The sequence below is a fragment of the Pseudomonas tructae genome (genome assembly GCF_004214895.1).
Taxonomy (GTDB): domain Bacteria; phylum Pseudomonadota; class Gammaproteobacteria; order Pseudomonadales; family Pseudomonadaceae; genus Aquipseudomonas; species Aquipseudomonas tructae.
Genome location: NZ_CP035952.1, coordinates 4,370,835 through 4,396,187, shown reverse-complemented (window position 1 = coordinate 4,396,187; position 25,353 = coordinate 4,370,835). Strand labels below are relative to the sequence as shown.

Genomic DNA, 25,353 nt, shown 5'->3' with positions numbered 1-25,353 from the left:
CTGCCGACATTGCGCCGGGCAGGCGGGAGCGCAATCTTAGCAGGGGCGGCTGACGGGCGGCGCCCCTGTTTTCAATCGATTGCCATTGTCATGAACGAACGAGTGTCATGCGGATTCAGCCGTTGGCTGCTGCCTGGGCATGCCGTCGCCAGTTGCCATCGATTTTCGACCAGGTCTTCTTGTCGGTGATGGCCATCAGCTTGCGGCCATCCTTGAAGGTTGCCAGGAAGGTCACCTCCTCTTCCTTGCCGCCTAGCCACAGGCCTGCGATCAGCCCGACCGGGCCTGCAACCAGGGCGCCGGCCATGCCCCAGCCCAGGGCACCGCCCAGGCTGCGGCTGGACTCCAGATTGGCGAGGACCAGATCGGTAATGCGCGTAAGGGCGATTTTCTCGCCCGGTGAGGGGCTGCGGGCGGTCTTGAGTGTGAGCGATCCATTGCGGTACTCGCCTTCACCTTGCAAGAAATCGCCGGATTGAACCGTGAGTCTTGTCATAAGGGCATCCAGGATAAAAGGGCTTTTGACCAATCCCTACTCAGCGCCAGCGGCCGACACAAGTCAATGCTCAGGCGACGGAGGGTCAAGGGGGCAGTTGTAGTCAAAAAGTAATACGCACAATCGCAGTGCATAGAACAGAAGTATATATAGGTCGCTTTTTTGTAAAAAAAGTTCGACTTTTACTATAAAACCCGGTGGTCACAACTCGTCTTGGCACACGCTTTTGAGTGTATTTCGTTTGCGCAAATTGACCTGCCTAAGTTGGTGTTTTTGCAATCTGCCTACATGAATATTTGGCGTCAAAAAAAGCTGGACAGCTCATTTCGTAGTGTGTCAGTTTTCTCCGGCCTCAAGTAAGGCGAGTGATAGGACGATCTCGCCGCGGGAGCGTCCTATCGGACAACAACTGCTTTTTGTGTAAACAAGGAAGTGTCTGTATGTCTAAAGTCAAAGAGAGCGCTATTGGTTTTGCCGGTTCTGTTTTGCAGCCGCACGGTGCGAGTTCTGCTTACGGCCTGATCAATAGCTTCAGCCATCAGTATGATCGTGGCGGCAGCGCCTTGGTCAATGGCAAAAAGTCGTTCACGGTGGATCAAGCGGCAGACAACCTGCTGCGTGCCAACGCCGCCTGGGATGACCTGAACGACAACGGTAGCATCAACCTGACCTACACCTTTCTGACCTCGGCACCGGCCGGGTTCGCCAGCCGTGGGCTGGGTTCCTTCAGCGCCTTCTCGGCGCAGCAGAAGGCCCAGGCCAAGCTGTCCATGGAGTCGTGGGCGGATGTTGCCAAGGTAACGTTTGATGAGGCGCGTTCAGGCGGCGACGGTCACATGACCTTTGCCAACTTCAGCGCCAGCAACGGCGGCGCCGCGTTTGCCTACCTGCCTAACAGCGCGCGCAAGGGCGAGTCCTGGTACCTGATCAACAAGGATTACCAGGCCAACGTCAACCCGCAGGACGGCAACTATGGTCGTCAGACCCTGACCCATGAGATCGGCCACTCGCTGGGTCTGCTTCATCCCGGTGACTACAACGCCGGGCAGGGCGTCCCGACTTACAAAGATGCGGTCTACGCTCAGGACACCCGCGGCTACAGCGTGATGAGCTACTGGAGCGAGAGCAATACCAGCCAGAACTTCACCAAGGGTGGTGTTCAGGTGTACTCCTCGGCGCCACTGATGGATGACATCGCGGCCATCCAGAAGCTCTATGGTGCCAACTACGCGACTCGCTCCGGCGACACCGTGTACGGCTTCAACTCCACCGCTGAGCGCGATTTCTACTCGGCCACTTCGGCGTCGTCGAAAGTCGTTTTCTCGGTGTGGGACGGTGGCGGCAACGACACCCTGGACTTCTCCGGTTTTACCCAAAACCAGAAGATCAACCTCAATGACGCGTCGTTCTCCGATGTCGGCGGCATGATTGGCAATATTTCCATTGCCAAGGGTGTCATCGTCGAGAACGCCATCGGTGGCTCGGGCAACGACCTGCTGATCGGCAACGCCGTGGCCAACGAGCTCAAGGGCGGTGCCGGTAACGACATCATCTACGGCGCCGGTGGCGGTGACAAACTCTGGGGTGGTGCCGGTTCCGACACCTTCGTCTTCGCTGCCAGCAGCGATTCGACCCCGAGCAATCCCGACCGGATCATGGATTTTGTCAGCGGCCAGGACAAGATCGATCTGTCGGCAATCTCGGCCTTTGCTGTCAGCAAGCTGCCGCTGCAGTTCGTTGATGCCTTCACCGGGCATGCCGGCGAGGCAGTGCTGAGCTTCGATCAGGCAAGCAACCTCGGTAGCCTGTCGATCGACTTCACCGGCAACAGCCTGTCTGATTTCCTGGTGACTACCGTAGGTCAGGCGGTCGCCACGGATATCGTGGTCTGATAGCAAGCTGAAGGGGCGGCGCTGTTGCGCCGCCTTTTCTGAGGCAGGCAGATAATGGCTCTCAAGCGAATGATCGCGCTCGGCGCGATTCCCCTGATGTTGATGACCGAGGTTGGCATGGCAAGCAGTCTCTTACTCCCCACTCCCGCGCAATTGGCCGGTGACTGGACGTTGTACCCTGAAGGCGATCGCGCTGCCGGTTGTGAGCTGCAACTGGAAGCCTCGCAAAGCTTGCGCGGCGACCTGGACTGCGTGGAAAAGTTGATCGGCGCGCGTCCCGGTGGCTGGCTGCCGACCCCCGACACGGTGGCATTGCTCGATGGCAGTGGCAGCGCACTGGTGCACTTCAATCGTGATGCGCCAGGTCTCTTCACCTGGACCTCGCCATCGCAAAAGATACTGTGGTTGGAACGTAAGAATAAAGATTAAAAACTTGTAGGTGATTGCCGATTTTTCAGGGATAGAAAGGCGGACGATGAACAGGCCGAATAATAAAGCCGGTGCGCTCTTGTGGGCGGCACTGGCAGATCACAAGTCCACGCTGATCAGTGTGGGTTGTTTTACCGCATTGATTAACCTGCTCATGCTGGTGCCCTCGATTTATATGCTGCAAGTCTATGATCGAGTACTGTCTTCACAAAATGAGACCACCCTGTGGATGTTGACCTTGATGGTGGTCGGCTTCTTTGTATTTATGGGGGCGCTGGAGGCGATCCGCAGTTTCATTGTTATTCGAGTGGGCAACCAGTTGGAACAGCGCTTTAACCTGAGCGTGTACCGGGCGGCCTTTGAGCGCAACTTGCGTCAGGGTGATGGTCAGGCCGGGCAAGCACTCAATGACCTGACCCAGGTGAGGCAATTTGTCACCGGTCCTGCACTGTTTGCCTTCTTTGATGCGCCGTGGTTTCCGATCTATCTGGCGGTGATGTTCCTGTTCAACGTCTGGTTGGGCGTCATGGCTTGCGCCGGGGCGCTGCTGCTGATTGTCCTGGCGGTGCTCAACGAGCGCCTGACCCACAAGCCGCTGATTGAAGCCAGCGGTTTCCAGCAGCAGTCCACGCACCTGGCCAGCAGCCAGTTGCACAATGCCGAGAGCATCCAGGCCATGGGCATGCTTGGCGCTTTGCGCCAGCGCTGGTTTGCCTTGCATTCGCGCTTTCTGACCTTGCAGAACCAGGCCAGCGACACCTCGGCTGTCATCACCGCGATCAGCAAGTCGTTGCGCTTGTGCCTGCAGTCGCTGGTGTTGGGCCTGGGCGCCTTGCTGGTGATCGAAGGGCAGATGACGCCGGGGATGATGATCGCCGGGTCGATCCTCATGGGCCGGGTACTGAGTCCCATCGATCAGTTGATTGCCGTGTGGAAGCAGTGGAGTGGGGCGCACATGGCCTACAAACACCTGGACGGCCTGCTGCGCGCGTTTCCCGAGCCGCCAGCACCGATGCCCTTGCCAGCGCCAAGCGGGCGCCTGAGTTTCGAGCAGGTCAGTGCCGGCCCGCCAGGCAAGCGCGTGGCCACCTTGCAGCAAATCAGCTTCAACCTGGGGGCCGGGGAAGTGCTTGGCGTGCTGGGCACGTCCGGTTCCGGCAAGTCGACCCTGGCCAAGGTGCTGGTAGGCGTCTGGCCAACCCTGGCCGGCACCGTACGCCTGGACGGCGCCGACCTGCACCGTTGGGACCGTGAGGACCTGGGCCCGTACATTGGCTACCTGCCGCAGAATATCGAATTGCTGCGTGGCAGCATTGCCGAAAACATCGCCCGCTTTGCCGAGCTGGACGGCCTCAAGGTGGTCGAGGCTGCGCGTCAGGCCGGCGTGCATGAGCTGATCCTGCGCCTGCCGCAAGGCTACGACACGCGCCTGGGTGAAGACGGCGGCGACCTCTCCGGCGGGCAGAAGCAGCGCATCGCCCTGGCCCGTGCCCTCTACGGTGGGCCGAGCCTGATTGTGCTGGATGAACCCAACTCAAACCTCGACACCAGCGGCGAAGCGGCACTGGCCACTGCCATTGCGCAGATGAAAGCCCAGGGCCGCACCGTGGTGCTGGTGACCCATCGCTCGGCCGCCCTGGCCCAGGCAGACAAGTTGCTGGTGCTCAGCGAAGGCCGCATGCAGGCCTTCGGTCCGGCCAATGAAGTCTTGCAGGCCCTGAGCCGTGCTCAGGAACAGGTGCAGCGCCAGCCCGCCAATGCCGCGCTGGCGACCGGAGGTGGCGCATGAGCCGCGTGGACAAGAGTCGCAGTGCCCGTTTTTATGTGCGCCTGGGTTGGTTGCTGACCTTGGTCGGCTTTGGTGGCTTCATCGCCTGGGCGACCCTGGCGCCGCTTGATCAGGGCATTGCCGTGCAGGGCACGGTGGTGGTCTCGGGCAAGCGCAAGGCCGTGCAGTCGGCGGCCGGCGGCGTGGTCAGCCGCATCCTGGTCCGCGAAGGTCAGCGGGTGACCCAGGGCCAGCCGCTGTTTCGCCTCGACCAGACCCAGGTTCAGGCTGATGTTCAGGCGCTGCAAGCCCAGTACCGGTTGGCCTGGGCCAGCCTGGCCCGTTGGCAGAGCGAGCGCGATAACCTCGGCGAAATCATCTTTCCCGAGCCGCTGAGCAGCAACCCTGACCCGCAATTGAGCCTGGTGCTGGAGAGCCAGCGCCAGTTGTTCAGCAGCCGCCGTGACGCCCAGGCCCGCGAGCAGGCTGCGCTGCGGGCCAGTATCGATGGCGCGGTGGCGCAACTGGCCGGCATGCGCCGCGCCCACGGTGACTTGCAGGCCCAGGCCGACTCGTTGCGCGAGCAACTGGAGAACCTCAAGCCGTTGGCCAGCCAGGGTTACATTCCGCGCAACCGCTTGCTGGAGTACCAGCGTCAGTTGTCCCAGGTCCAGCGTGACCTGGCGCAGAACAGCGGTGACAGCGCGCGGCTGGAGCAGGGCATTGTCGAGTCGCGGCTGAACCTGCAACAGCGCCGCGAGGAGTATCAGAAAGAAGTGCGCAGCCAGTTGGCCGAGGCACAGCTCAAAAGCGTGACCCTCGAACAACAGCTGGCCTCGGCCGGCTTTGACCTGCAACACAGCGAGATTCTCGCTCCGGCCGACGGTATTGCGGTCAACCTTGCTGTGCATACCGAGGGCGCGGTGATACGCGCCGGTGAAACCCTGCTCGAGGTGGTGCCCCAGGGCACTGCCCTGGAGGTCGAAGGGCGGCTGCCGGTCAACCTTGTGGATAAAGTCGCAATGCAGTTGCCTGTGGATATCCTTTTCACCGCCTTCAACCAGAGCAGCACGCCGCGGGTCTCCGGCGAGGTGGCATTGATTTCCGCTGACCAGTTGCTCGACGACAAGACCGGCCAGCCGTATTACGTACTGCGCAGCAGTGTCAGCGAACAGGCGCTGGCGCGCCTTGACGGCCTGGTGATCAAACCGGGCATGCCTGCAGAACTGTTTGTGCGTACCGGCGAGCGCTCGATGCTCAACTACCTGTTCAAACCCCTGCTCGACCGGGCAGGTACCGCGTTGACCGAACAATAAGGAAGCCCGTGCATGAAAAGCTTGATGACCGGGCTGCTGGCGGCGTTCGCCCTGACAACAGGTGCGCACGCGCAGACCATGGGGCCGTTTCAGGTGTATGAACAGGCGCTGCATAAGGACCCGGTGTTCCTTGGCGCGCTCAAGGCCCGCGAAGCCGGGCAGGAAAACCGCGCCATTGGGCGCGCCGGCTTGCTGCCGAACCTGTCGTACAACTACAACAAGGGCCGCAACGATTCAAAAGCCCGTTATCTGGGCGATTCGCGGCGCGAAGATGAAGACCGCCATTACAACAGCTATGGTTCGACCTTCATCCTCCAGCAGCCCTTGTTCGACTACGAGGCCTATGCCAACTACCGCAAGGGTGTGGCCCAGGCACTGTTTGCCGACGAGGAGTTTCGCGGTAAAAGCCAGGAACTGTTGGTGCGGGTGATGAGCAGTTACACCCAGGCGTTGTTCGCTCAGGACCAGATCAGTATCAGCGTTGCCAGCAAGCAGGCTTATCACCAGCAGTTCGAGCAGAACCAGCAACTGTTCCAGCAGGGCGAGGGCACCCGTACCGACATCCTCGAAGCCCAGGCCCGTTATGAGCTGGCTGACGCCGAGGAAATCCAGGCGCGCGATGACCAGGACGCGGCCCTGCGCGAGCTGGGCGCGCTGATCGGCGAGCCCGCAGCGTTGATCGACGAGTTGGCGCCGCTCAACGACGGTTTTACTCTGCTAGCGCTGCAACCTGCGACCTATGAGGCCTGGCATGAGCTGGCCCTGGCCAACAATCCGCAACTGGCGTCCCAGCGCCAGGCCCTGGAAGTGGCCGGGTTCGAAGTGGAGCGCAACCGCGCAGGCCACCTGCCCAAGGTATCCGCCTACGCCACTTCGCGGCAGATGCAATCGGACAGTGGCAACACCTACAACCAGCGCTACGACACCAACACCATTGGCATCGAAGTCAGCCTGCCGCTGTTTGCCGGCGGTGGTGTGTCGGCGGCCACCCGTCAGGCCAGTCGCAACCTGGAGCAGGCCGAGTACGAGCTGGACGGCAGTACTCGGGCAACCCTGATCGAGCTGCGTCGTCAGTACAACGCCTGTCAGTCCGGCGTCAGCCGCCTGCGTGCCTATGAGCGGGCGCTGACCTCGGCCCAGGCGCTGGTGCAATCGACGCGTCAGAGTGTACTGGGGGGCGAGCGGGTCAACCTCGATGTACTCAATGCCGAGCAGCAACTGGCGACCACTCGCCGCGACCTGGCCCAGGCCCGCTACGATTACCTGCTGGCCTGGATCAAGCTGCATTATTACGCCGGAACCTTGCGCGAAGAGCACCTGGCCCAGGTCGATGAGGCTTTCCTGCGCCGTTAGGCGGTACCCAGGCGCAAGACGCGTTGGCGTTCGGCCAGGCCCCAGACCAGCAGGGCCAGGGCGCCAATGCTCAGCCCGGCGACGACGATGCCGTCCCAGCCATAACGCTGGAACAGTTGCGTGCCCAGCAACGAGCCGAGTGCGCCGCCGATAAAGTAGCAGGTGATGTAGCCGGCATTCAGGCGGTTGCGGGCTTCCGGGCGCAGGGCAATCACGGCGTTCTGGTTGCTCACGTGTACCAGTTGCACCGCAAGGTCGAGCATCAGCACCCCGGCCAGCAACGCCACCAGCGACGACTGGGCAAAGGCCAGCGGCAGCCAGGAGAACAGCAGTGCCAGCAAGCCAACCGTAGTGCCCAGCGGGCCTTGGCCACGGTCGGCCAGGCGTCCGGCCCAGTTGGCCGACAGGGCGCCGGCGGCACCGGCCAGGCCAAACAGGCCAATCACCGCATCGGAGTAGTGGTACGGCTCGGCCGACAGCAGGAACGCCAGCGGCGTCCAGAACAAGGCGAACAGGCTGAACGACAACAGGCCCAGCAACGAGCGCAAGCGCAGGATCGGCTCATCGATGAACAGGCGAAACACCGAGCCCAGCAGCGCCGGATAGCTCAGCCCGGCATGCTGATGGCGCTCGGGCAGGGCGCGGAACAAGGCGATCGCCGACAGCCCCATCAACGCCGCGGCCAGCAGGTAGATGCTGCGCCAGCTGCCCAGCTCGGCCATGAAACCTGCGGCCGTGCGCGCCAGCAGAATGCCCAGCAGCAGCCCGCTCATCAGGGTGCCGACCACCCGTCCGCGTTGCGCGGGGTCGCTCAGGCCAGCCGCCATGGGTACCAGCACCTGAGCAACCACCGAAAACAGACCGGTGAGGGTGGTGCCGATCAGCAGCCACGCCAGGCTTGGCGAAAAGGCGCTGATCAACAGGCCCAGGGTGCTGATGGCAATCATGCTGACGATCAGCTTGCGCTGCTCGAACAAATCGCCCAGTGGTGCGAGCAGCAACAGCCCGGCGCCATAGCTCAGTTGCGCAGCGATGACGATGGCCCCGGCGCTGGCGGTGGTCAGGCCGAAATGTTCGGCGATGCTGTGCAGCAGGGGTTGCGCGTAGTAATTACTGGCGACGGCAAGGCCGGTGGCGGTCGCCATCAGCAGAATCAGGCCGCGGCTCAGGGTATGGCTGGAAGAGGTCATGGACCGTCTCGATCAGTGGCAGTTGGGAAGTGACAGTATCGGAAATGCGTTAGCATGACGCCAATGTATCGTTTTCATTCTATCCATCTTGAAAATAGATCAATCCATGAACCTCAAGCAGATTGAGTATGCCCTCGCGGTGGCCGATTCCGGCAGCTTCACCCGCGCCGCCGAGCGTTGTCATGTGGTGCAGTCGGCCCTGAGCCATCAGGTTGCCCGGCTCGAAGAGACCCTGGGCGTCAGCCTGTTCGAGCGCAGTTCGCGGCGCGTGCGTCTGACCCCGGCGGGCGAAGCCTTCGTGCACAGCGCCCGACCCGCACTGGAAGCTACCCGGCGGATTGCCGAGGATGTTGCCGCGGCCTGCGGTGAGGTGCGCGGGCAATTGTCCGTCGGTGAGATTACCTCGCTGACCGAACTGGATCTGGTCGATCTGCTGGCTGATTTTCATGCCCAGCACCCGCGGGTGGATATCCGCTGGCTGATGGCCAAGAGCGAACTGCTGATCGCCGATGTGCGCGAGCGGCGCCTGGACGTGGGCTTTATCGGGGTCTGGCCGGGCGAGCGACTGGACGGTGTCGAGCACCGCCTGCTGGCCGAAGAACAGTTGGTGGCGGTGATGGCCCTCGAGCACCCTTTGGCGGGCGTGGCGCGCTTGTCCCTGGCCGATCTGCAAGCACAGCCGCTGGTGGATTTTCCGGCCGGTAGCGGTGCCCGCCGGCAGACCGACGAGGCCTTTGCCGTCGCCGGGGTGCGCCATCGGGTGCAGTTCGAAATAACCAATATCCGCCTGGTGGAAAAATTCGCCAAGCGCGGCCTGGCTATCGGCCTGGTGCCGGCGCGGATCGCCAACAGTTTCAATGGCGTGGCAGTGGTCGCGCTCGAGGATGCGCCGGTACGTCACGTGTATGCGATCTGGTCGAGGCACCCGACCCCGGCCGCCAGGGCGTTTGTCCAGTTGGTTGAACAACGCCTGGCGGGCCGGGATCATCATTGACTGGCCTCAGGCCGCGAAGCCGCCATCGATGGTCAGGCTGGCGCCGGTAATGTAGGCCGCTTCGGGGCCGGCCAGGTAAGCGACGAAGCTGGCGATTTCGTCGACATGGCCGTAACGGCCCACTGCCATCAAGCCCATCAGGCTTTCGGCGAACTCGCCCTGGGCCGGGTTCATGTCGGTGTCCACCGGGCCGGGCTGGACGTTGTTGATAGTGATGCCCAATGGCCCAAGATCGCGGGCCAGGCCACGGGTCAGGCCGACCAGCGCCGACTTGCTCATGGCATAGGGGCCGCCGCCGGCGAAGGGCATGCGTTCGGCATTGGTGCTGCCGATGTTGATGATTCGCCCGCCCGGGCCCATGTGCCGAGCGGCGGCTTGGGTGGCAACGAAGACGCTGCGCACATTTACCGCCAGGGTGCGGTCGAAGTCTTCCAGGCTGAAACCCGCCAGCGGCCCGACTGCCAGTACCCCGGCGTTGTTGACCAGGATATCCAGGCCACCGAAGGCCTCGACCGTGTCCTGCACTGCCTGCTGCACGGCGCTGGCGTCGGCGCTATCGGCCTTGATGGCCAGGGCCTTGCCGCCGGCGGCGATGATGCTGCGTTGCAAGGCATCGGCCTGGGCCGTGGCGTTGGCGTAGGTGAAGGCGACACTGGCGCCTTCGGCGGCCAGGCGTTTGACGATGGCCGCGCCAATACCGCGCGAACCGCCCTGGATCAGGGCTGTTTTGCCGTGGAGGCTGGATTGGGTCGACATGCTGTGCTCCCGAAAGAACAAGGCCGGATGCCTTGGATGACGCCCAGTATTGGCCGCAGATTACCCTGCCGGTAGCCACTAATCGCTATAGTCTGTGTAAACCAGAAGTATGGAATCGCCGCAATGGAGTCGTTCAGCAGCATCGAGTGTTTTGTCCGCAGTGCCGAAGTCGGCAGCTTTGCCGAAGCGGCGCGGCGCCTGAGTCTGACCCCGGCGGCGGTGGGCAAGAACGTCGCCCGGCTGGAAGCGCGCCTGGGCGTGCGCTTGTTCCAGCGCAGCACCCGGCGCCTGACCCTGACCGAAGCCGGGCAGCGTTTTCTTGCGGAGGTGGCCGCAAGTTTTCAGACCATCCAGTATGCCGTGGCCAATCTGGCCAGTGCCGAAGGGCAGCCGGCCGGCACCTTGAAAGTGAGCATGGGCACGGTGTTCGGCTGCTTATACATCGTGCCACTGCTCGCAGAGTTTCTGCGCCGCTATCCGGCGATCAGTCCGGACTGGCATTTCGACAACCGTCAGGTCGACCTGATCGGTCAGGGCTTTGATGCGGCCATTGGTGGTGGTTTCGATCTGCCGCAAGGGGTGGTCGCGCGCAAGCTGACCCCGGCGCACCGGATCCTGGTAGCTGCGCCGGCATATTTGCAGGAGCATCCGCCGATTACTCAGCCTGCCGATTTGCACGCGCTCGATGGCATCCTCATTCGTTCACCGCAGACCGGGCGTGTGCGTTCCTGGCCGCTGACCAGCCGCGAGCGGGAGCAGAGCCCTTTGAGCCTGCGTTTGCGCATGACCATGAGTGACTCGCAAGCCGCCTGTGCGGCGGCGGAGCAGGGGTTGGGCGTGGCGCTGGTGAGCATGCCGTTTGCCGTGCCGTACCTGCAGGCTGGCCGGCTACAGCGAGTGTTACCGGACTGGTATGTGGATGACGGCAATATCTCGCTGTATTACGCCGAGCATAAATTGCTCCCGGGCAAGACCCGGGCCTTTGTCGACTTTGTCATCGAGCAGTTTGCCCGGCAGGGGCTGGCGCAGCGCTTCGATGCATTGGGTTCTTTATGAGCTGGCTGCCGCCGCTACACACTTGTAGGAGCGGCGATTGACCCGCGATAGCATTCGCTCAGCTACAGCGCATCGCGGGGCAAGGCCCGCTCCCACGTTCCCGGTCACAGAACCTCGAGGATGTAGTAACGCTGTGGCACCCCGCCCAGCACCAGGCTGACCTCATCTTCTTCAACTTTTCCGAGCAAATGCTGCCCCAGTGGCGAACGCGGAGTGATCACCGTGACCAGCTGTTCGCCCTGGCCAATCTTCAGCCCCGCGCCTTCGGGGCCGAGGAACAGCCGCTGGCAACTGCCATTTTCAGCCTCCAGGGTCACCAGGTTGCTGACCTGGATGCCGCGCTGCGGGTCATAGTCGCGTAGCAGCAACTGCTGGTACGCCGCCCGCGCCTGGCGGATTTCCTCCATGCGCCGGGCTTGGCCGGTGGCCAGGTACGAAGCCTCCAGGCCCAGGGTGTCGTACTTGTTTTCGGCGATGTTCTCTTCGGCGGTAGCCGCTTCATAGGCGGTTTGCGCTGCGCGCTGGGCAACGTCCAGATCAAGGCCCAGGGTGTCGATGATGCGTTGCAGCAAGTCGGCTTTGGTCATGGTGTCAGTTACAGAATTCGAGAACGAGGGCGCGGCTCTTTTCGCTCGGCGCGGTGCGGTCCTGTTGCAGCCAGAACTGGCACTTGGGGTTGGACAGGTTGCGCGGGTTGCCTTGCATCTGTTCCTGCGCCTGCTGAACTTCCTGTTTGCGCAGGATCTGCTTGTAGTGCTCGAACATCTGCTGCTGCGGATCTGTTGCTGCCGGGGCCGCGGCAGGCGGCGTGACCACCTGGCTGATGGGCTCCAGCGTCTGAGGCCACTGACGCCCGGCCAGCCACAGGCTCAGGGCGATGGCTAGCGCGCCAAGCCACAGGCCCAGGGCGATACACAGGATCAATTGCAGCGGCTTGAGGGTGATCTTCAATTCGCGGGGGCGGGGCATGATGGCCTCCTGGCCAGGGCAGGGGTGGCCATTGTCGCATGGCCGCGTGGATTTTTTACCTACCATGCTTTTGTCTGCGATGATTTACCCGGACAATCGGCGCTTTTTCCAAGGGGCCGCGATGAAAGCGCACTGGGACATCTTCTGTTGTGTCGTCGACAATTACGGCGACATCGGCGTGACCTGGCGCCTGGCCCGGCAACTGGTGGCCGAGCAGGGGCTGGCGGTGCGCTTGTGGGTGGATGACCTGAAGGCGTTCGTGCGCATCTGTCCCGAGGCCCGGGCCGATCTCGCCCAGCAATGGCAGCAGGGTGTGGATGTGCGCCAATGGCCCACCCAGTGGCAGGACACGGCGGTAGCTGATGTAGTCATTGGTGCATTCGCCTGCCAGCTGCCGCCTGCCTATGTGCAGGGCATGCTCGAACAAGCCCGTGCGCCGCTGTGGCTGAATCTGGATTATCTCAGCGCCGAGGACTGGGTCGAAGGTTGCCATGGTTTGCCGTCACCCCAGGCCAATGGCCTGCGCAAGGTATTTTTCTTTCCGGGCTTTACCCCGAAAACCGGCGGCTTGCTGCGTGAAGCGGATTTACTGTCACGGCGCGACGCGCTGCAGTCGGACCCGGCCGTACGCAACGGGTTTCTGCAGGGGCTAGGCATAATGCCTGAGCATAACGCTCGGCTGATTTCACTGTTCGCCTACGAAAATCCCGGCGTGGCCAGCTGGCTCGATGCCCTGGCGGGTGACAGCCGTGCCAATCACCTGCTGGTGCCTGAAGGCCGGGTGCTGGGCGACGTCAAGGCCTGGCTTGGCGAGCAGGTGCTGACGGTGGGCAGTATTGCCCGACGGGGCGCACTGACCGTGCAGATCCTGCCTTTCGTCAGCCAGGATGATTATGACCGCCTGCTGTGGTGTTGCGACTTCAATGCGGTGCGTGGCGAGGATTCCTTTATTCGTGCGCAATGGGCCGCACGGCCGCTGCTGTGGCATATCTATGTGCAGGAAGAGTACGCCCACTGGGAGAAACTCGAAGCGTTTCTTGATTTGTATGTCCAGGGTTTGTCCGCTCCGGCTGCCGCAGCGCTGGTGCAACTGTGGCGGGCCTGGAACATGGACAGCGACATGGGGCAGGCCTGGCAACAACTGCTGATGCACTGGGATGAACTGCACCGCCACGCCCGCCGCTGGAGCGCAGTACAGGCCGCTCAGCCGGACCTTGCCACGGCGCTGGTACAGTTTTACCGAAATTGGCTATGATATGCGGCCTCGATTTTTGTAAATCCATCCAAATTCGGATATATCGCAATGAAAACTGGTAAAGAACTGAAACCCGGTACCGTGATCCGTATCGACAACGATCCATGGCTGGTTCAGAAGGCTGAATTCACCAAGTCGGGCCGTAACAGCGCGATCATGAAGACCAAGCTGAAGAACCTGCTGACCGGCTACAAGACCGAAACCGTCTACTCGGCCGACGACAAGCTGGACGACGTGATCCTGGATCGCAAAGAAGCGACCCTGTCGTTCATCAACGGTGACACCTACACCTTCATGGACACCACCGACTACACCATGTACGAGCTGAACGCCGAAGACATCGAGGCCGTTCTGCCGTTCATCGAAGAAGGCATGGAAGACGTCTGCGAAGCAGTGTTCTTTGAAGAGCGTCTGGTTTCGGTTGATCTGCCAACCACCATCGTTCGTCAGGTTGACTACACCGAAGGTTCCGCTCGCGGCGACACTTCGGGCAAGGTCATGAAGCCTGCCAAACTGAAGAACGGCACCGAGCTGAGCGTTGCTGACTTCATCGAAATCGGTGACTGGATCGAGATCGACACTCGCGAAGGCGGCTCCTACAAGGGCCGTGCCAAGGTCTAAGCCTGGCATTGCTGCGAAATCGAAAAACCCGGCCTTGGCCGGGTTTTTTTATGCCTTGCGTTTGTCGATCAGACAGTGACGTGCAGGCGTACGTCGACATTGCCACGGGTAGCGTTGGAGTACGGGCAGACCTGGTGAGCGGCGTCCACCAGCTTTTGCGCCTCAGCCTGCGCAAGGCCTGGCAGGTTGATGTGCAGGTCGATATCCAGACCGAAACCACCCGGAATCTGGCCGATGCCAACCTTGGCGGTGATCGCGCTGTCAGCCGGCAGGGCTTTTTTCTCCTGGCCGGCGACAAACTTCAAGGCGCCGATGAAGCAGGCCGAGTAGCCGGCGGCAAACAGTTGCTCGGGGTTGGTGCCATCACCACCTGCGCCGCCCAACTCTTTGGGGGTGCTCAGCTTGACTTCCAGTTTACCGTCGCTGGAACGCGAACTACCGTCGCGGCCACCGGTGGATTTGGCTTCGGCGATGTAAAGCGCAGTGACCTTTTGCATGTTGTGCCTCGCGTGTGAGTTGCGCCGTGGCGCTGAGTGGGTGTGAGAATTAAATTAGCGCGCAATTATTTAGCGCGCAAGATAATTTTTCGACTGACCTACCAACGGTCATTTCTCAGCATAGCGTCTAGAGGCTTTTTTGCAGGTTGGCGCGCAGTGCCAGCAAGTCGGCCTGCAGTTGTTGCAGGCGTTCGAGGTTCTCGCCACTGGCGGCCAGGATGCAGGGGGGCACGTCTTTGGCACGGGCTTGCAAGGCGCGGCCCTGTTCGCTCAGTTGCACCAGCACCACGCGTTCATCTGCGTGGCTACGGGTGCGCTTGAGCAGGCCCTCGGCCTCCAGGCGCTTGAGCAATGGCGTCAGTGAACCCGGATCGGTGAGCAGACGCTGACTGATCTCTCCTACAGTCAAACCATCGCGTTCCCAGAGGACCAGCATCGCCAGGTACTGTGGGTACGTCAGTCCGAGTTGCTGCAGCAGTGGCTTGTACACCTTGGTCATCAGCAGTGATGTCGAGTGCAGGGCGAAGCACACCTGGTTGTCCAGAAGCAGTTCGTCGCAGGCAACAGGTGCTTTGGGGTCGGTGTTCATGCACATCCTTGAGTGGGTTGAGTGGTATAAATTTAGCACGCAAGTCATTAGTGCACTTACTGCCAGCGCAGCTCGCTCTGCAGTGCCAGGTCCCAGGGTGGAACAGGGCTGAAGCGACTCTTGAGGAATTCGAGCAGCAAACGGCTGCGAGAGTTCGTTTCATGTTCCAGGCGCAGGGCATAAATACCACTGCTTTCGGCGCCGGGCAGGCCGTCGTCGCAGAACAGCGGCAGCAATTCACCGCGCAGCAGGTACTCACTGATCAACCAGGTGGGCAGGTGGGCAATGCCCAGGCCGGCCAAGGCGCCGAACAGCAAGGTTTCCGCGTTGTTGGCGCTCATGCGCATGCGCGTTGGGCGATGCAGGCGCATCTGCCCTTGTACCGCAAAGCGCCAGGCGAAGGGCGGGGCCAGGCCGTCCCAGTCCAGGCCATCGTGTTCGGGCAGTTGCGCGGGGCTTGCGGGAATGCCGCGTTGGGCCAGGTAAGCGGGGCTGGCGCAGGCGATACGGACCATGTAGGCCAGTGGTGTGGCCACCAGGCGGGTATCGGCCAAGGGGCCGGCGCGCAGCACCAGGTCGACTTCGCCCAGATGCGAGCCGTGCAGGTCGACGAAGCTGTCGATCAGGCGCAGTTGCACGTCCAGGCCGGGGTAGGCCACGAGAAAATCGGCGATGGCCGGGGCCAGGTGGCGGCGACCGAAGGCGGCCGGAGCGTCGATACGAATCAGGCCTTCCGGCGCATTGCTCAACGACACCGCTTCAGCGCGGGCCAGGCGCAGTTCCTCGACAATACGCCGGGCGCGTTCGGCGAAGGCATTGCCGGCCGGTGTCGGGCGCACCGCGTGGGTGCTGCGAATGAACAGACGGCTGCCAACTGCGCTTTCCAGGCTGTCGATACGTCGGGCCACCGCTGAAGGCGTCAGCGGATGACGGCGGGCGGTGGCGGAAAAGCTGCCGGTTTCCAGCACATCAAGAAACAGGCTGAGTTGTTCAGTCAGAGCGTCCGGATTCATGTGGTCTCCTGCTTTTGCGTAAATGGCATAGCCATTGTGCGTTGCTGTGCGTTTCCCCGCTAGCGCCTGCTCGGTAGCATGCAGCCATTGATATTCCAGAGAAACGGCAATGATCGAGTGGGCGATGTACATAGCGCTGGGCGCGGCACTGGGCACAGTGGGCGGGTTGTTCGGCATCGGTGGCGGACTGATTGCGATTCCGGCGTTGGGGGTGCTGTTCGGTCTGGACCAGCAATTGGCCCAGGGCACGGCGTTGGTGATGGTGGTGCCCAATGTGTTGCTGGCGCTCTGGCGCTACCACCAGCGCAATCGCATCGAACTCAAGCATGCCGTGCCTCTGGCCGTGACCAGCTTCGCCTTTGCCTGGCTAGGTTCGGTCTGGGCGGTGGGGGTCGACGCCCAGGCGATGCGCTTGGGCTTCGTGCTGTTCCTGGTGGCGCTGGCGGCCTGGAACCTGGCGCGGATGTTCATGCGCAGCGCCCAACCTTCGCCTGAGCTGCGTCAGGCCTGGCCATGGCTGGGCGTGCTGGGCAGCGGCGCCGGAGTTTTGGGCGGGCTGTTCGGCGTGGGCGGGGCGGTGGTTGCCACTCCGGTGCTGACCAGCGTGTTCGGCACCACCCAGGTGGTTGCCCAGGGGTTGTCACTGGCGTTGGCCGCCCCCAGTACCGCCGTCACCTTGCTGACCTACGCTGTGCATCAGCACGTGCAGTGGAGCATGGGTGTACCGCTGGCGGTCGGTGGCCTGCTGAGCATCAGTTGGGGGGTGAAACTGGCTCATGCCCTGCCGGAAAAAGTCCTGCGTTCACTGTTCTGCGGCTTTCTGGTGCTCTGCGCAGTGATGCTGGCTTTCAAGATCTGAAGCCTTCGATGATGTAGTCGGCCAGGCAGTCGGTCATTTCCGACTGTGTGGTGCGGTTGCGCAGCAGCATGATGCTGGCGGTGGGCAACGGTGGCAGGCCCTCGGCTTCACCAATGATCTGCAAATCGCTGGTGATCAGGCTCTGCAGTTGCGCAGTGACGGCCAGGCCGGCACTGACCACGGCCATGATCGCCGCGGTGCTGGCACTGGTGTAGGCGATCCGGTACTCCTTCTCGACGGCATCCAGGGCGTTGCAGGCCCAGGTCCGGCAGCAGCAATCGCAATTGAACATCGCCAGCGGCAGCGGGCTGTGCTCGTGGGGGCAGAAGCCCTGGGCCTGCACCCAAACCGCGCGTTCGCGGCGCAGCAATTCACCGACTTCGTTGCCCGGCTCACGGGTGATGATGGTCAGGTCCAGGTCCTGGCGTTGCATCAACTGCCGCGAGCTGTCGCACTGCACCTCGACCTGGATCAGCGGATAGGTCTGGGCGAAGCTTGAAAGAATGCCGGGTAAAAAACGCATGGCGTAGTCGTCCGGCGTGCCGATGCGCACCACGCCGACCATGTGCGGCATGCGCAAAGTATTGAACACCTCGCCGTGCAACTTGAGGATGCGCCGGGCATAGCCGAGCAGCACCTGACCCTCGGCAGTCAGGCGCACCTGGCGGCCATCACGCTCGAACAGCTGGCGCTGGATGATGTCTTCTTCCAGGCGCTTCATCTGCATGCTCACCGCCGACTGGGTACGGTTGACCACTTCACCTGCACGGGTAAAACCACCGTGTTCGGCAATGGCGACGAAGGTGCGCAGCACGTCGGAATCGATACTCTGGTACTGGGACAAGGCATCAATCTCTTAGATGTATGACATAAGAAACATTCGTTGGATTGATCTTATGCTCGGTCTGACACTGTCGTCATCCCAACCAAGAGGGTAAGGCGATGAAAGGTCAGAAATCGTTTGTTCTGCAGTACTCAACGTCCCGGCACGGCTGGTTTGTGCACTTCATGCATACGATGGCCGAGCACCTGATGCGCTGGCGCCAACTGCACCGCGAGCGCCGCGAACTGGCGCGCCTGAGCGACGCGGCGCTGGACGATATCGGTCTGAGCCGGGCGGATATCCTGCGAGAGGTGGAGCGGCCATTCTGGGATGACCCCCTGAAAAAATGAGTCGCGTCATCGAGGTGCCACGACTAGTGTAAGTGGGCTTGTTCACAAGGAGCCGGGCATGCCCACCACACAGTCCCTTTCCCTGGCCCAGGCACGCCGCCTGGCGTTATCCGCACAAGGCTTCCACAACCGGCAGACGAGCCCGGCGATCGGCGCCGCGCAGGTGAAACGGATGATCGACCGACTGGGTGTGGTGCAGATCGATTCGGTCAATGCCCTGGTGCGTTCTCACTACCTTCCGCTGTTTTCCCGTCTCGGCAGTTATCCACAGGCGTTGCTCGATCAACTGGCCTGGGGCCGCAACCGCCAACGCAAGCTGTTCGAATACTGGGGCCATGAGGCTTCGTTGCTGCCGCTGGAAGTGTATCCTTTGATGCGCTGGCGTATGGACCGAGCGCGCCAGGGCCAGGGGATCTATCAACAGCTGGCGCGTTTTGCCCGTGAGCAGCAACCAACGATCGCCCGGGTGCTGGCGGCGGTGACCGAGCAGGGCGCCTTGGGCGCTGGCAGCCTGTCGACCCGCCAGGAGCGTGCCGGACCCTGGTGGGACTGGAGCGCCGAGAAGCACGCACTGGAGTGGTTGTTTGCCGCAGGATTGGTCAATGTCGCCGGGCGCCGTGGTTTTGAACGCCTGTACGATTTGCCTGAACGGGTGCTGCCAGCGGTCTTGCTTGAGCAGCCGCCAATGGCGGAAGCTGAGGCTCAGCGCGGACTGTTGGTACATTCCGCTGCTGCGTTGGGCGTGGCCACCGAAAAGGACCTGCGGGACTACTTTCGCTTGGCCCCCGGCGACAGCCGTGCACGGCTGGCCGAGCTGGTCGAGGAGGGGACGTTGCAGGTCTGTGCAGTGCAGGGCTGGACCCAAGCCGGTTACTGCCTGGGTTCGCCGCGGGTACCGCGCAAGGTGAGCGCCAGCGCCTTGCTTTCGCCCTTTGATTCACTGGTGTGGGAGCGCGAGCGCACCGAGCGGCTGTTCGATTTTCGCTACCGGCTGGAGATCTACACCCCTGTACACAAGCGCGTATATGGCTATTACGTGTTGCCGTTCCTGCACAACGAACGGATTGCTGCGCGGGTCGACCTGCGTGCCGAGCGCGCCAATGATCGTCTGGTGGTACACGCGGTGCATGAAGAGGCACTTGGGCTGGATGACGCGGGCATGCAGGCCCTGGCCAACAGCCTGCAACGAATGGCCAGCTGGCTGGGCCTGGCCGAGGTGCAACTGAACTGCCCGCGGGCCAGCGCCGCACGCTTGCGCGTGGCGCTGGCCTGCGGCGGCTTCAGCGACGAACCTGCTTGAGGGTTTCGGCGATCAGGAAGGCCAGTTCCAGCGACTGATCGGCGTTCATCCGTGGGTCGCAATGGGTGTGATAACGGTCCGAGAGCGCGTCTTCGGTGATGGGGCGTGCGCCGCCGATGCATTCGGTGACGTTCTGTCCGGTCATCTCGATATGAATGCCGCCAGCATGGCTGCCCTCGGCCTGGTGCACCTGGAAGAACTGCTTGACCTCGCTGAGGATCTGGGCGAAATCGCGGGTTTTGTAGCCGGTGCTGGCTTTGATCGTGTTGCCGTGCATCGGGTCGGAGCTCCACAGCACTTTGCGGCCTTCGCGTTCGACGCTGCGGATCAGCGCCGGCAGGTGTTCGCCGACCTTGTTCGCGCCCATGCGCACTATCAGGTTGAGGCGCCCCGGGTCGTTGTCCGGGTTGAGCACATCGATCAGGCGGATCAACTCGTCGGTGTTCATGGTCGGGCCGACCTTGACCCCGATCGGGTTGTTGACCCCGCGCAGGAATTCGACATGCGCGCCATCGAGCTGGCGCGTGCGATCGCCAATCCAGAGCATGTGCGCCGAGCAGTCGTAATAGTCGTTGGTCAGGCTGTCGCGACGCACGAAGGCTTCTTCGTAGTTGAGCAGCAGCGCTTCGTGAGCGGTGAAAAAACTGGTTTCGCGCAATTGCGGCGAACTGTCCAGGCCGCAGGCGCGCATGAAAGCCAGGGTCTCGTCGATGCGGTCGGCCAGCTGGCTGTATTTTTCCGCCAGGGCCGAATTGGCGATGAAGTCCAGGTTCCATTTGTGCACCTGGTGCAAGTCGGCAAAACCGCCCTGGGCAAAGGCGCGCAGCAGGTTGAGGCTGGCGGTGGACTGGTGATAGGCCTGCAGTAAGCGTTCGGGGTCGGGGATCCGGCTCTTTTCGTCAAAGCCGATGCCATTGACGATATCGCCACGGTAGGCCGGCAGGGTGACTGCGCCGATGGTTTCATCGCCTGCCGAACGCGGCTTGGCAAACTGCCCGGCCATGCGCCCGACCTTGACCACCGGGCAGCCGGCGGCAAAGGTCATGACAATGGCCATCTGCAGCAATACTTTGAAGGTGTCGCGAATCTTTGCTGCGGAAAACTCGGCAAAGCTTTCGGCGCAGTCGCCCCCTTGCAACAGGAATGCGCGGCCCTGGGTCACTTCGGCAAACTGCCGACGCAGTTCCCGGGCTTCGCCGGCAAACACCAGCGGCGGATAGCTGGCCAGCGTCTGCTCGACTTTGAGCAGGTGGGCCGCATCGGGGTAGCTTGGTTGTTGCTGGATCGGCAGGGCGCGCCAGCTGTCAGGACTCCAGGGGTGGTTCATCACGGGCTCGATCTGGTCGGAAAAGGGCTGTTTGCCATGTTAACAGTTGCCGCGTGCCTTGTTGCACTGGCGCTGTTGGCGGACAATGGCGGTTTTTTGCTTGGCACAGCGGCGCTTGCCGGGAGACAGCATGACAGAGCAACGGGTGGAGCGGCTGCTGGCCCAGGTGCACGATCAATACGGCACCATCAGTGTGCTGGAGGTCGATGACTATCGCTTTCTCGAATTCGGCGAGGCGATCGAACAGAGCTGCGTGTTCACCGCCGATCCCAGTTGGCTGGAGTACGACTACACCCGCGCCATGTTGATTGGCGCGCTGGCCCACGCGGAGCCTGAAAGCGCGCTGTTTCTGGGTCTGGGCGCCGGCACCCTGACCCAGGCGTGCCTGAAGTTCCTGCCGCTCGAAGACGTCGAAGCCATCGAGCTGCGCCCGGATGTGCCGCGCCTGGCCATCGAGTACATGGGCCTGGACGATGACCCGCGTTTGTATATACGCATTGGCGATGCCATGGAGTTGCTGGAAAGCGCTGAATCTGCCGACCTGATCTTTGTCGACCTGTACACCGATCACGGCCCCGGCGTTGCGCACCTGGCTTGGCGTTTTCTTGAAGATTGCCAGAGGCGTCTGAACCCCGGTGGATGGCTGGTGATCAACCAGTGGGCCAGCGATGATGGCAAACCCCTGGGCGCGGCGTTGCTGCGCGGGCTGTATCATCGCCACTACTGGGAGCTGCCGGTCAAGGAGGGCAATGTGATTCTCATGGTGCCCGCCGACCTCGACCAGCAGCTCGACCTGCCGGGTCTCGGCGCCCGGGCGCAGGCGCTGGCACCGCAGTTGGGCTACTCGTTGCAACCGCTGATCGGCGCGATTCGTCCGGCGTCCTGAGGCGCGTCACTGTGTCACTGGCGGAAAATCGATTCAGCCGACAGTCTCGCCATCTTTCCGGGCCCGCCGTCACGAGGCCTGGGGCTGGCGTGTTTCATTAAAAAAAACTCCCGTAAATGGCGAATTCAGGTATAGTACGCGCCGGTCTTTTACCAGACCTCGTTTAAGGTAGTGCAATTTCCCGAAGCCAGCTTCGGCTGCGCGTCCGCCACGCGGACTCTCCTTGACGTTCCTTTTTTCTTCAATCGTTTTCGCAAATCCCCGCCGACAAAGCTGCCAGGGTGACCTTCGGGTCTTACAAGGCATGTGCAGCTTTGGAGCATGGGTCTTTGCGGATGCACTTAGAGGCAGACCCATGACCCAGGAAACCGGCGGCTTCGCCGCTCTCGATCTTCATCCGAGCATTGTTGCTGCAGTGTTGGCTACCGGCTACGAAGAGCCGTCCGCCATTCAGCAGCAATCGATCCCGATTATTCTCGCTGGTCACGACATGATCGGTCAGGCGCAGACAGGTACCGGTAAAACCGCTGCTTTCGCCCTGCCAATCCTGAACCGTATCGACCCGAGCAAGCGCGAGCCGCAAGCCCTGATCCTGGCGCCAACCCGTGAGTTGGCGCTGCAAGTAGCCACCGCTTTTGAAACCTACGCCAAGCAGATGCCGGGCGTAACCGTGGTGGCCGTATACGGTGGTGCCCCGATGGGCCCACAACTCAAAGCTATCCGTAACGGCGCGCAAATCGTCGTTGCAACCCCGGGCCGTCTGTGCGACCACCTGCGTCGCGACGAGAAGGTCCTGGCAACCGTCAACCATCTGGTGCTCGACGAAGCTGACGAAATGCTCAAGCTGGGCTTCATGGACGACCTCGAAGTGATCTTCAAGGCCATGCCGGAAACCCGCCAGACCGTACTGTTCTCGGCGACTCTGCCTGCTTCGATCCGCGCAATTGCCGAGCGTCACCTGCGTGATCCGAAGCACGTCAAGATCCAGACCAAGACTCAGACTGTCACTGCGATCGAGCAAGCTCACCTCATGGTCCATGCCGACCAGAAGGTCTCCGCTGTCCTGCGTCTGCTGGAAGTGGAAGAGTTCGACGCGCTGATCGCCTTCGTACGTACCAAGCAAGCCACCCTGGACCTGGCCAGCGCTCTGGAAGCCAAAGGCTACAAAGCCGCTGCGCTGAACGGTGACATTGCCCAGAACCAGCGTGAGCGCGTTATCGACTCGCTCAAGGATGGCCGCCTGGACATCGTCGTCGCTACCGACGTCGCTGCCCGTGGTCTGGACGTACCGCGCATCACTCACGTGTTCAACGTCGACATGCCGTACGACCCGGAGTCCTACGTTCACCGTATCGGCCGTACCGGCCGTGCCGGTCGCGAAGGCCGTGCGCTGCTGCTGGTAACGCCACGTGAGCGTCGCATGCTGCAGGTGATCGAGCGTGTTACCGGCCAGAAAGTTGCCGAGGTTCGCCTGCCGAACGCCCAGGCGGTTCTGGATGCACGCATCAAGAAACTGACCAACAGCCTGGCGCCGCTGGTTGCTGACGCTGAGTCGACCCACGGTGACTTGCTGGATCGTCTGACTGCCGACATCGGTTGCAGTCCGCGCGCCCTGGCCGCTGCCCTGCTGCGCAAGGCTACCAACGGTCAGGCCCTGACCCTGGACGCTGTGGAGAAAGAGCAGCCGCTGGTTCCGAACTCCGCCCCGCGTGAGCGCACTGGTGATCGTCCAGACCGTGGCGAGCGTGAGCGTCGTGCACCGATGCCGTTGGGCGAAGGTCGTGCTCGCTGCCGTACCGCGCTGGGCGCGCGTGACGGTATCGCCGCCAAGAACCTGCTGGGCGCCATCCTCAACGAAGGCGGCCTGGCCCGCGAAGCGATCGGTCGCATCCAGGTGCGCGACAGCTTCAGCCTGGTCGAGCTGCCGGAAGAAGGCCTGGAGCGTCTGCTGACCAAGCTCAAGGACACTCGTGTTGCCGGCAAGCAGCTGAAGCTGCGCCGCTACCGCGAAGACTGATCCGCGAGCGATAAAAAAATCCCCGACTGAGTCGGGGATTTTTTTTGCCTGGTAGGCGCGGTATTGAGGATCAGCCGAACCGGTAGATATCCATTCCCAGTGCCCCCAGTGTGAAGCCCTGGTGGGCAATCCTGAACTGCCCGCCCGCACCTCGGGCGAAGTACAGCGGCAACAAATGTTCATCACTTGGATGGTTGCGCACTGCAAAGGGGGCTTGCTGTCGGTAGTCATGCAGGGCAGGGGTGTCGTCGCCTGACAGTTTGTCGATCATCCAGTCGCGAAAGGCCAGGGCCCAGGGCTCGACGCTTTCCGGGCCCGCCTGCCAGTCCAGTTCGCGCAGGTTGTGGGTGATGCTGCCCGAGCCGATCAGCAGGATGCCTTCATCGCGCAGTTGCGCCAAAGCCCGGCCCACCCGCTCCTGCAGCTCAGGGCCCCGCTGGCTGGGCAGAGAAATCTGTACCACGGGGATGTCTGCAGTCGGGTACATCAGCGACAACGGGACCCAGGCGCCGTGATCGAAAGGGCGCTTGGCGTCCAGGCCGGCAGGCAGGTCGGCGGCGCCCAGCAGGGCTTTGATGCGTTCGGCCAGGGCTGGCTCGCCGGGCGCCGGATACTGCACGGCATACAGAGCCGCAGGAAAGCCACCGAAATCATGCCAGGTCTGCGGTTGGGGATTGCTGGATACCCACAGCTCGCGGCTCTCCCAGTGCGCCGAGACCACAACGATGGCCTTGGGTCGTGGCAGCTCTGCAGCCAGGCACGCCAGGGCCGGGCCGCTGGCCCCGGGCTCGAGGGCAAGCATGGGGGAGCCGTGAGAAATAAACAGGCTGGGCAGCATGGGCTAGGTCCTGGGGGTTAAGATAGGTTCATCTTCCGGTAGATCAATGATCGGATTCCAATATAAGTTTTTGCACCATTCCATCGAAAAATTAGAGGTATGCCATGCAGGCAGCGTTCTGGCACAAGCGTTGGGCGGACAATCAGATCGGCTTTCATCAGGGGCAGGTCAATGCTCACCTGCAACAACACTGGTCGGCGCTTGGCCTGGTGCAGGGCAGCAAGGTGCTGGTGCCTCTGTGTGGCAAGAGCCTGGACCTGGCCTGGTTGGCCGGGCAGGGGTATCAGGTGCTGGGGGTCGAGCTTTCCCAGCTTGCGGTAGAGGACTTTTTCCGTGGCCAGCAGCTACAGCCGCAGGTTGATGAGCACGGCGCTTTCAAGGTCTACCGCAGTGGCAACCTGCAGCTCTGGTGTGGCGACTTCTTCGCCCTCAGCGCCGCAGACCTGGCCGACTGCACCGGGCTGTACGACCGTGCGGCAGTGATTGCCTTGCCGCCAGCCATGCGCGAGCGTTACGCCGCATTGCTGACGGCGAATCTGCCGCAGGCATGCAAGGGCTTGATGGTTACCTTGGACTACGATCAGCTGAAGCTCGATGGGCCGCCTTTTGCGGTGGGGGATGCTGAAACGCGGCGGCTGTTTGCTGCTTGGCAGCCGCAGGCGTTGCAGGCCCAGGACATCATTGGCCAAAGCCCCAAGTTCGAGCAGGCCGGGGTGGCCCAATTGTTCGAGCGGGTCTATCGCCTGCAGCGTTGAAACG

Annotated in this window: 25 protein-coding genes and 1 pseudogene; 15 read left to right on the top strand and 11 right to left on the bottom strand. The window is 62.2% G+C overall.

What is annotated here, in order from left to right:
• Positions 1 to 115: 115 nt before the first annotated feature.
• Positions 116 to 496, bottom strand: a complete 381-nt coding sequence (locus EXN22_RS20110; RefSeq protein ID WP_130265709.1) for a hypothetical protein — start codon at positions 494 to 496, stop codon at positions 116 to 118.
• A 440-nt stretch (positions 497 to 936) separates the two neighbouring features.
• Here EXN22_RS20110 and EXN22_RS20105 point away from each other — a divergent pair, with 440 nt between their 5' ends.
• Genes EXN22_RS20105 through EXN22_RS20085 form a run of 5 tightly spaced genes read left to right on the top strand, consistent with a single transcriptional unit; the run spans position 937 to position 7,254 of the window.
• Positions 937 to 2,388 (top strand): serralysin family metalloprotease, encoded by a 1,452-nt coding sequence (locus EXN22_RS20105; protein ID WP_130265708.1) that lies wholly within the window; start codon positions 937 to 939, stop codon positions 2,386 to 2,388.
• A gap of 54 nt (positions 2,389 to 2,442) precedes the next feature.
• Positions 2,443 to 2,817, top strand: coding sequence for an AprI/Inh family metalloprotease inhibitor (locus EXN22_RS20100; RefSeq protein ID WP_233281657.1), 375 nt, complete (start codon positions 2,443 to 2,445; stop codon positions 2,815 to 2,817).
• Positions 2,818 to 2,863: 46 nt separating this feature from the next.
• Complete coding sequence (locus tag EXN22_RS20095) at positions 2,864 to 4,606, top strand: type I secretion system permease/ATPase (RefSeq protein WP_130265706.1); 1,743 nt, start codon at positions 2,864 to 2,866, stop codon at positions 4,604 to 4,606.
• The gene (locus EXN22_RS20090) at positions 4,603 to 5,901 is read left to right on the top strand and encodes an HlyD family type I secretion periplasmic adaptor subunit (RefSeq protein WP_130265705.1); all 1,299 of its coding nucleotides are present in this window, start codon (positions 4,603 to 4,605) and stop codon (positions 5,899 to 5,901) included. The genes EXN22_RS20095 and EXN22_RS20090 overlap by 4 nt, the downstream gene beginning before the upstream one ends.
• Before the next feature lie 12 nt (positions 5,902 to 5,913).
• The gene (locus tag EXN22_RS20085) at positions 5,914 to 7,254 is read left to right on the top strand and encodes a TolC family outer membrane protein (RefSeq protein ID WP_130265704.1); all 1,341 of its coding nucleotides are present in this window, start codon (positions 5,914 to 5,916) and stop codon (positions 7,252 to 7,254) included.
• Here the strand turns inward: EXN22_RS20085 and EXN22_RS20080 are convergent.
• Entirely contained in the window at positions 7,251 to 8,444 is a 1,194-nt protein-coding gene (locus tag EXN22_RS20080; protein ID WP_130265703.1) for an MFS transporter, read from the bottom strand. The genes EXN22_RS20085 and EXN22_RS20080 overlap by 4 nt on opposite strands.
• A gap of 106 nt (positions 8,445 to 8,550) precedes the next feature.
• Here EXN22_RS20080 and EXN22_RS20075 point away from each other — a divergent pair, with 106 nt between their 5' ends.
• Positions 8,551 to 9,438, top strand: coding sequence for a LysR family transcriptional regulator (locus EXN22_RS20075; protein ID WP_130265702.1), 888 nt, complete (start codon positions 8,551 to 8,553; stop codon positions 9,436 to 9,438).
• A gap of 6 nt (positions 9,439 to 9,444) precedes the next feature.
• On the opposite strand, the gene EXN22_RS20070 is transcribed toward EXN22_RS20075, so the two are convergent.
• Positions 9,445 to 10,194: a 3-oxoacyl-ACP reductase family protein gene (locus EXN22_RS20070; RefSeq protein ID WP_130265701.1), complete on the bottom strand. Its 750-nt coding sequence runs from the start codon at positions 10,192 to 10,194 to the stop codon at positions 9,445 to 9,447.
• Between the two features lie 123 nt (positions 10,195 to 10,317).
• On the opposite strand from EXN22_RS20070, the gene EXN22_RS20065 reads away from it, so the two are divergent.
• The gene (locus tag EXN22_RS20065; protein WP_130265700.1) at positions 10,318 to 11,250 is read left to right on the top strand and encodes a LysR family transcriptional regulator; all 933 of its coding nucleotides are present in this window, start codon (positions 10,318 to 10,320) and stop codon (positions 11,248 to 11,250) included.
• Positions 11,251 to 11,354: 104 nt separating this feature from the next.
• On the opposite strand, the gene EXN22_RS20060 is transcribed toward EXN22_RS20065, so the two are convergent.
• Together EXN22_RS20060 and EXN22_RS20055 are read right to left on the bottom strand one after the other, a co-directional pair.
• Positions 11,355 to 11,837: a GreA/GreB family elongation factor gene (locus EXN22_RS20060; protein WP_130265699.1), complete on the bottom strand. Its 483-nt coding sequence runs from the start codon at positions 11,835 to 11,837 to the stop codon at positions 11,355 to 11,357.
• Between the two features lie 4 nt (positions 11,838 to 11,841).
• The gene (locus EXN22_RS20055; RefSeq protein WP_130265698.1) at positions 11,842 to 12,219 is read right to left on the bottom strand and encodes a hypothetical protein; all 378 of its coding nucleotides are present in this window, start codon (positions 12,217 to 12,219) and stop codon (positions 11,842 to 11,844) included.
• Positions 12,220 to 12,340: 121 nt separating this feature from the next.
• Between EXN22_RS20055 and earP the strand changes: the two genes are divergently transcribed.
• A complete protein-coding gene (gene earP / locus EXN22_RS20050; RefSeq protein WP_130265697.1) occupies positions 12,341 to 13,474 on the top strand; it encodes an elongation factor P maturation arginine rhamnosyltransferase EarP in 1,134 nt (377 codons plus the stop codon).
• Positions 13,475 to 13,522: 48 nt separating this feature from the next.
• On the top strand, positions 13,523 to 14,095 hold the full coding sequence (locus EXN22_RS20045) for an elongation factor P (protein WP_038994110.1): 573 nt from the start codon (positions 13,523 to 13,525) through the stop codon (positions 14,093 to 14,095).
• Between the two features lie 68 nt (positions 14,096 to 14,163).
• On the opposite strand, the gene EXN22_RS20040 is transcribed toward EXN22_RS20045, so the two are convergent.
• The 3 genes from EXN22_RS20040 to EXN22_RS20030 all read right to left on the bottom strand — a co-directional run bounded on the left by EXN22_RS20040 (position 14,164) and on the right by EXN22_RS20030 (position 16,194).
• Complete coding sequence (locus EXN22_RS20040) at positions 14,164 to 14,592, bottom strand: organic hydroperoxide resistance protein (RefSeq protein WP_130265696.1); 429 nt, start codon at positions 14,590 to 14,592, stop codon at positions 14,164 to 14,166.
• A 127-nt stretch (positions 14,593 to 14,719) separates the two neighbouring features.
• Positions 14,720 to 15,181: a MarR family winged helix-turn-helix transcriptional regulator gene (locus EXN22_RS20035; RefSeq protein ID WP_130265695.1), complete on the bottom strand. Its 462-nt coding sequence runs from the start codon at positions 15,179 to 15,181 to the stop codon at positions 14,720 to 14,722.
• Between the two features lie 56 nt (positions 15,182 to 15,237).
• Complete coding sequence (locus EXN22_RS20030) at positions 15,238 to 16,194, bottom strand: LysR family transcriptional regulator (protein WP_130265694.1); 957 nt, start codon at positions 16,192 to 16,194, stop codon at positions 15,238 to 15,240.
• A 109-nt stretch (positions 16,195 to 16,303) separates the two neighbouring features.
• On the opposite strand from EXN22_RS20030, the gene EXN22_RS20025 reads away from it, so the two are divergent.
• Positions 16,304 to 17,053, top strand: coding sequence for a sulfite exporter TauE/SafE family protein (locus EXN22_RS20025; protein ID WP_130265693.1), 750 nt, complete (start codon positions 16,304 to 16,306; stop codon positions 17,051 to 17,053).
• Here EXN22_RS20025 and EXN22_RS20020 read toward each other — a convergent pair.
• Positions 17,043 to 17,897, bottom strand: a complete 855-nt coding sequence (locus tag EXN22_RS20020; RefSeq protein WP_130265692.1) for a LysR family transcriptional regulator — start codon at positions 17,895 to 17,897, stop codon at positions 17,043 to 17,045. The two genes, EXN22_RS20025 and EXN22_RS20020, sit on opposite strands and share 11 nt — an antisense overlap.
• A 98-nt stretch (positions 17,898 to 17,995) precedes the next feature.
• Here EXN22_RS20020 and EXN22_RS20015 point away from each other — a divergent pair, with 98 nt between their 5' ends.
• Positions 17,996 to 18,226 carry a DUF1127 domain-containing protein gene (locus tag EXN22_RS20015; RefSeq protein WP_130265691.1) on the top strand — a complete coding sequence of 77 codons (231 nt, stop codon included), beginning with the start codon at positions 17,996 to 17,998 and terminating at the stop codon, positions 18,224 to 18,226.
• A gap of 58 nt (positions 18,227 to 18,284) precedes the next feature.
• Positions 18,285 to 19,526 carry a winged helix-turn-helix domain-containing protein gene (locus tag EXN22_RS20010; RefSeq protein WP_130265690.1) on the top strand — a complete coding sequence of 414 codons (1,242 nt, stop codon included), beginning with the start codon at positions 18,285 to 18,287 and terminating at the stop codon, positions 19,524 to 19,526.
• On the opposite strand, the gene EXN22_RS20005 is transcribed toward EXN22_RS20010, so the two are convergent.
• Positions 19,507 to 20,853 carry a class II 3-deoxy-7-phosphoheptulonate synthase gene (locus EXN22_RS20005; RefSeq protein ID WP_130265689.1) on the bottom strand — a complete coding sequence of 449 codons (1,347 nt, stop codon included), beginning with the start codon at positions 20,851 to 20,853 and terminating at the stop codon, positions 19,507 to 19,509. The genes EXN22_RS20010 and EXN22_RS20005 overlap by 20 nt on opposite strands.
• Positions 20,854 to 20,983: 130 nt before the next feature.
• Between EXN22_RS20005 and EXN22_RS20000 the strand changes: the two genes are divergently transcribed.
• Both EXN22_RS20000 and EXN22_RS19995 read left to right on the top strand, forming a co-directional pair.
• A complete protein-coding gene (locus EXN22_RS20000; protein ID WP_130265688.1) occupies positions 20,984 to 21,739 on the top strand; it encodes a spermidine synthase in 756 nt (251 codons plus the stop codon).
• A 321-nt stretch (positions 21,740 to 22,060) separates the two neighbouring features.
• Positions 22,061 to 23,756 (top strand): annotated as a pseudogene (locus EXN22_RS19995) (DEAD/DEAH box helicase).
• A 70-nt stretch (positions 23,757 to 23,826) separates the two neighbouring features.
• On the opposite strand, the gene EXN22_RS19990 reads toward EXN22_RS19995, so the two are convergent.
• Positions 23,827 to 24,594 (bottom strand): DODA-type extradiol aromatic ring-opening family dioxygenase, encoded by a 768-nt coding sequence (locus tag EXN22_RS19990; protein WP_130265686.1) that lies wholly within the window; start codon positions 24,592 to 24,594, stop codon positions 23,827 to 23,829.
• A gap of 104 nt (positions 24,595 to 24,698) precedes the next feature.
• Between EXN22_RS19990 and EXN22_RS19985 the strand changes: the two genes are divergently transcribed.
• Positions 24,699 to 25,349, top strand: a complete 651-nt coding sequence (locus EXN22_RS19985) for a thiopurine S-methyltransferase (RefSeq protein ID WP_130265685.1) — start codon at positions 24,699 to 24,701, stop codon at positions 25,347 to 25,349.
• Positions 25,350 to 25,353 lie beyond the last annotated feature (4 nt).

Excerpts from the sequence above, each read along its gene's own strand:
- EXN22_RS20110 (WP_130265709.1), bottom strand. The coding sequence starts at position 496 with ATGACAAGACTCACGGTTCAATCCGGCGATTTCTTGCAAGGTGAAGGC.
- EXN22_RS20105 (WP_130265708.1), top strand. The coding sequence starts at position 937 with ATGTCTAAAGTCAAAGAGAGCGCTATTGGTTTTGCCGGTTCTGTTTTG.
- EXN22_RS20100 (WP_233281657.1), top strand. The coding sequence starts at position 2,443 with ATGGCTCTCAAGCGAATGATCGCGCTCGGCGCGATTCCCCTGATGTTG.
- EXN22_RS20095 (WP_130265706.1), top strand. The coding sequence starts at position 2,864 with ATGAACAGGCCGAATAATAAAGCCGGTGCGCTCTTGTGGGCGGCACTG.
- EXN22_RS20090 (WP_130265705.1), top strand. The coding sequence starts at position 4,603 with ATGAGCCGCGTGGACAAGAGTCGCAGTGCCCGTTTTTATGTGCGCCTG.
- EXN22_RS20085 (WP_130265704.1), top strand. The coding sequence starts at position 5,914 with ATGAAAAGCTTGATGACCGGGCTGCTGGCGGCGTTCGCCCTGACAACA.
- EXN22_RS20080 (WP_130265703.1), bottom strand. The coding sequence starts at position 8,444 with ATGACCTCTTCCAGCCATACCCTGAGCCGCGGCCTGATTCTGCTGATG.
- EXN22_RS20075 (WP_130265702.1), top strand. The coding sequence starts at position 8,551 with ATGAACCTCAAGCAGATTGAGTATGCCCTCGCGGTGGCCGATTCCGGC.
- EXN22_RS20070 (WP_130265701.1), bottom strand. The coding sequence starts at position 10,194 with ATGTCGACCCAATCCAGCCTCCACGGCAAAACAGCCCTGATCCAGGGC.
- EXN22_RS20065 (WP_130265700.1), top strand. The coding sequence starts at position 10,318 with ATGGAGTCGTTCAGCAGCATCGAGTGTTTTGTCCGCAGTGCCGAAGTC.
- EXN22_RS20060 (WP_130265699.1), bottom strand. The coding sequence starts at position 11,837 with ATGACCAAAGCCGACTTGCTGCAACGCATCATCGACACCCTGGGCCTT.
- EXN22_RS20055 (WP_130265698.1), bottom strand. The coding sequence starts at position 12,219 with ATGCCCCGCCCCCGCGAATTGAAGATCACCCTCAAGCCGCTGCAATTG.
- earP (WP_130265697.1), top strand. The coding sequence starts at position 12,341 with ATGAAAGCGCACTGGGACATCTTCTGTTGTGTCGTCGACAATTACGGC.
- EXN22_RS20045 (WP_038994110.1), top strand. The coding sequence starts at position 13,523 with ATGAAAACTGGTAAAGAACTGAAACCCGGTACCGTGATCCGTATCGAC.
- EXN22_RS20040 (WP_130265696.1), bottom strand. The coding sequence starts at position 14,592 with ATGCAAAAGGTCACTGCGCTTTACATCGCCGAAGCCAAATCCACCGGT.
- EXN22_RS20035 (WP_130265695.1), bottom strand. The coding sequence starts at position 15,181 with ATGAACACCGACCCCAAAGCACCTGTTGCCTGCGACGAACTGCTTCTG.
- EXN22_RS20030 (WP_130265694.1), bottom strand. The coding sequence starts at position 16,194 with ATGAATCCGGACGCTCTGACTGAACAACTCAGCCTGTTTCTTGATGTG.
- EXN22_RS20025 (WP_130265693.1), top strand. The coding sequence starts at position 16,304 with ATGATCGAGTGGGCGATGTACATAGCGCTGGGCGCGGCACTGGGCACA.
- EXN22_RS20015 (WP_130265691.1), top strand. The coding sequence starts at position 17,996 with ATGAAAGGTCAGAAATCGTTTGTTCTGCAGTACTCAACGTCCCGGCAC.
- EXN22_RS20010 (WP_130265690.1), top strand. The coding sequence starts at position 18,285 with ATGCCCACCACACAGTCCCTTTCCCTGGCCCAGGCACGCCGCCTGGCG.
- EXN22_RS20005 (WP_130265689.1), bottom strand. The coding sequence starts at position 20,853 with ATGAACCACCCCTGGAGTCCTGACAGCTGGCGCGCCCTGCCGATCCAG.
- EXN22_RS20000 (WP_130265688.1), top strand. The coding sequence starts at position 20,984 with ATGACAGAGCAACGGGTGGAGCGGCTGCTGGCCCAGGTGCACGATCAA.
- EXN22_RS19990 (WP_130265686.1), bottom strand. The coding sequence starts at position 24,594 with ATGCTGCCCAGCCTGTTTATTTCTCACGGCTCCCCCATGCTTGCCCTC.
- EXN22_RS19985 (WP_130265685.1), top strand. The coding sequence starts at position 24,699 with ATGCAGGCAGCGTTCTGGCACAAGCGTTGGGCGGACAATCAGATCGGC.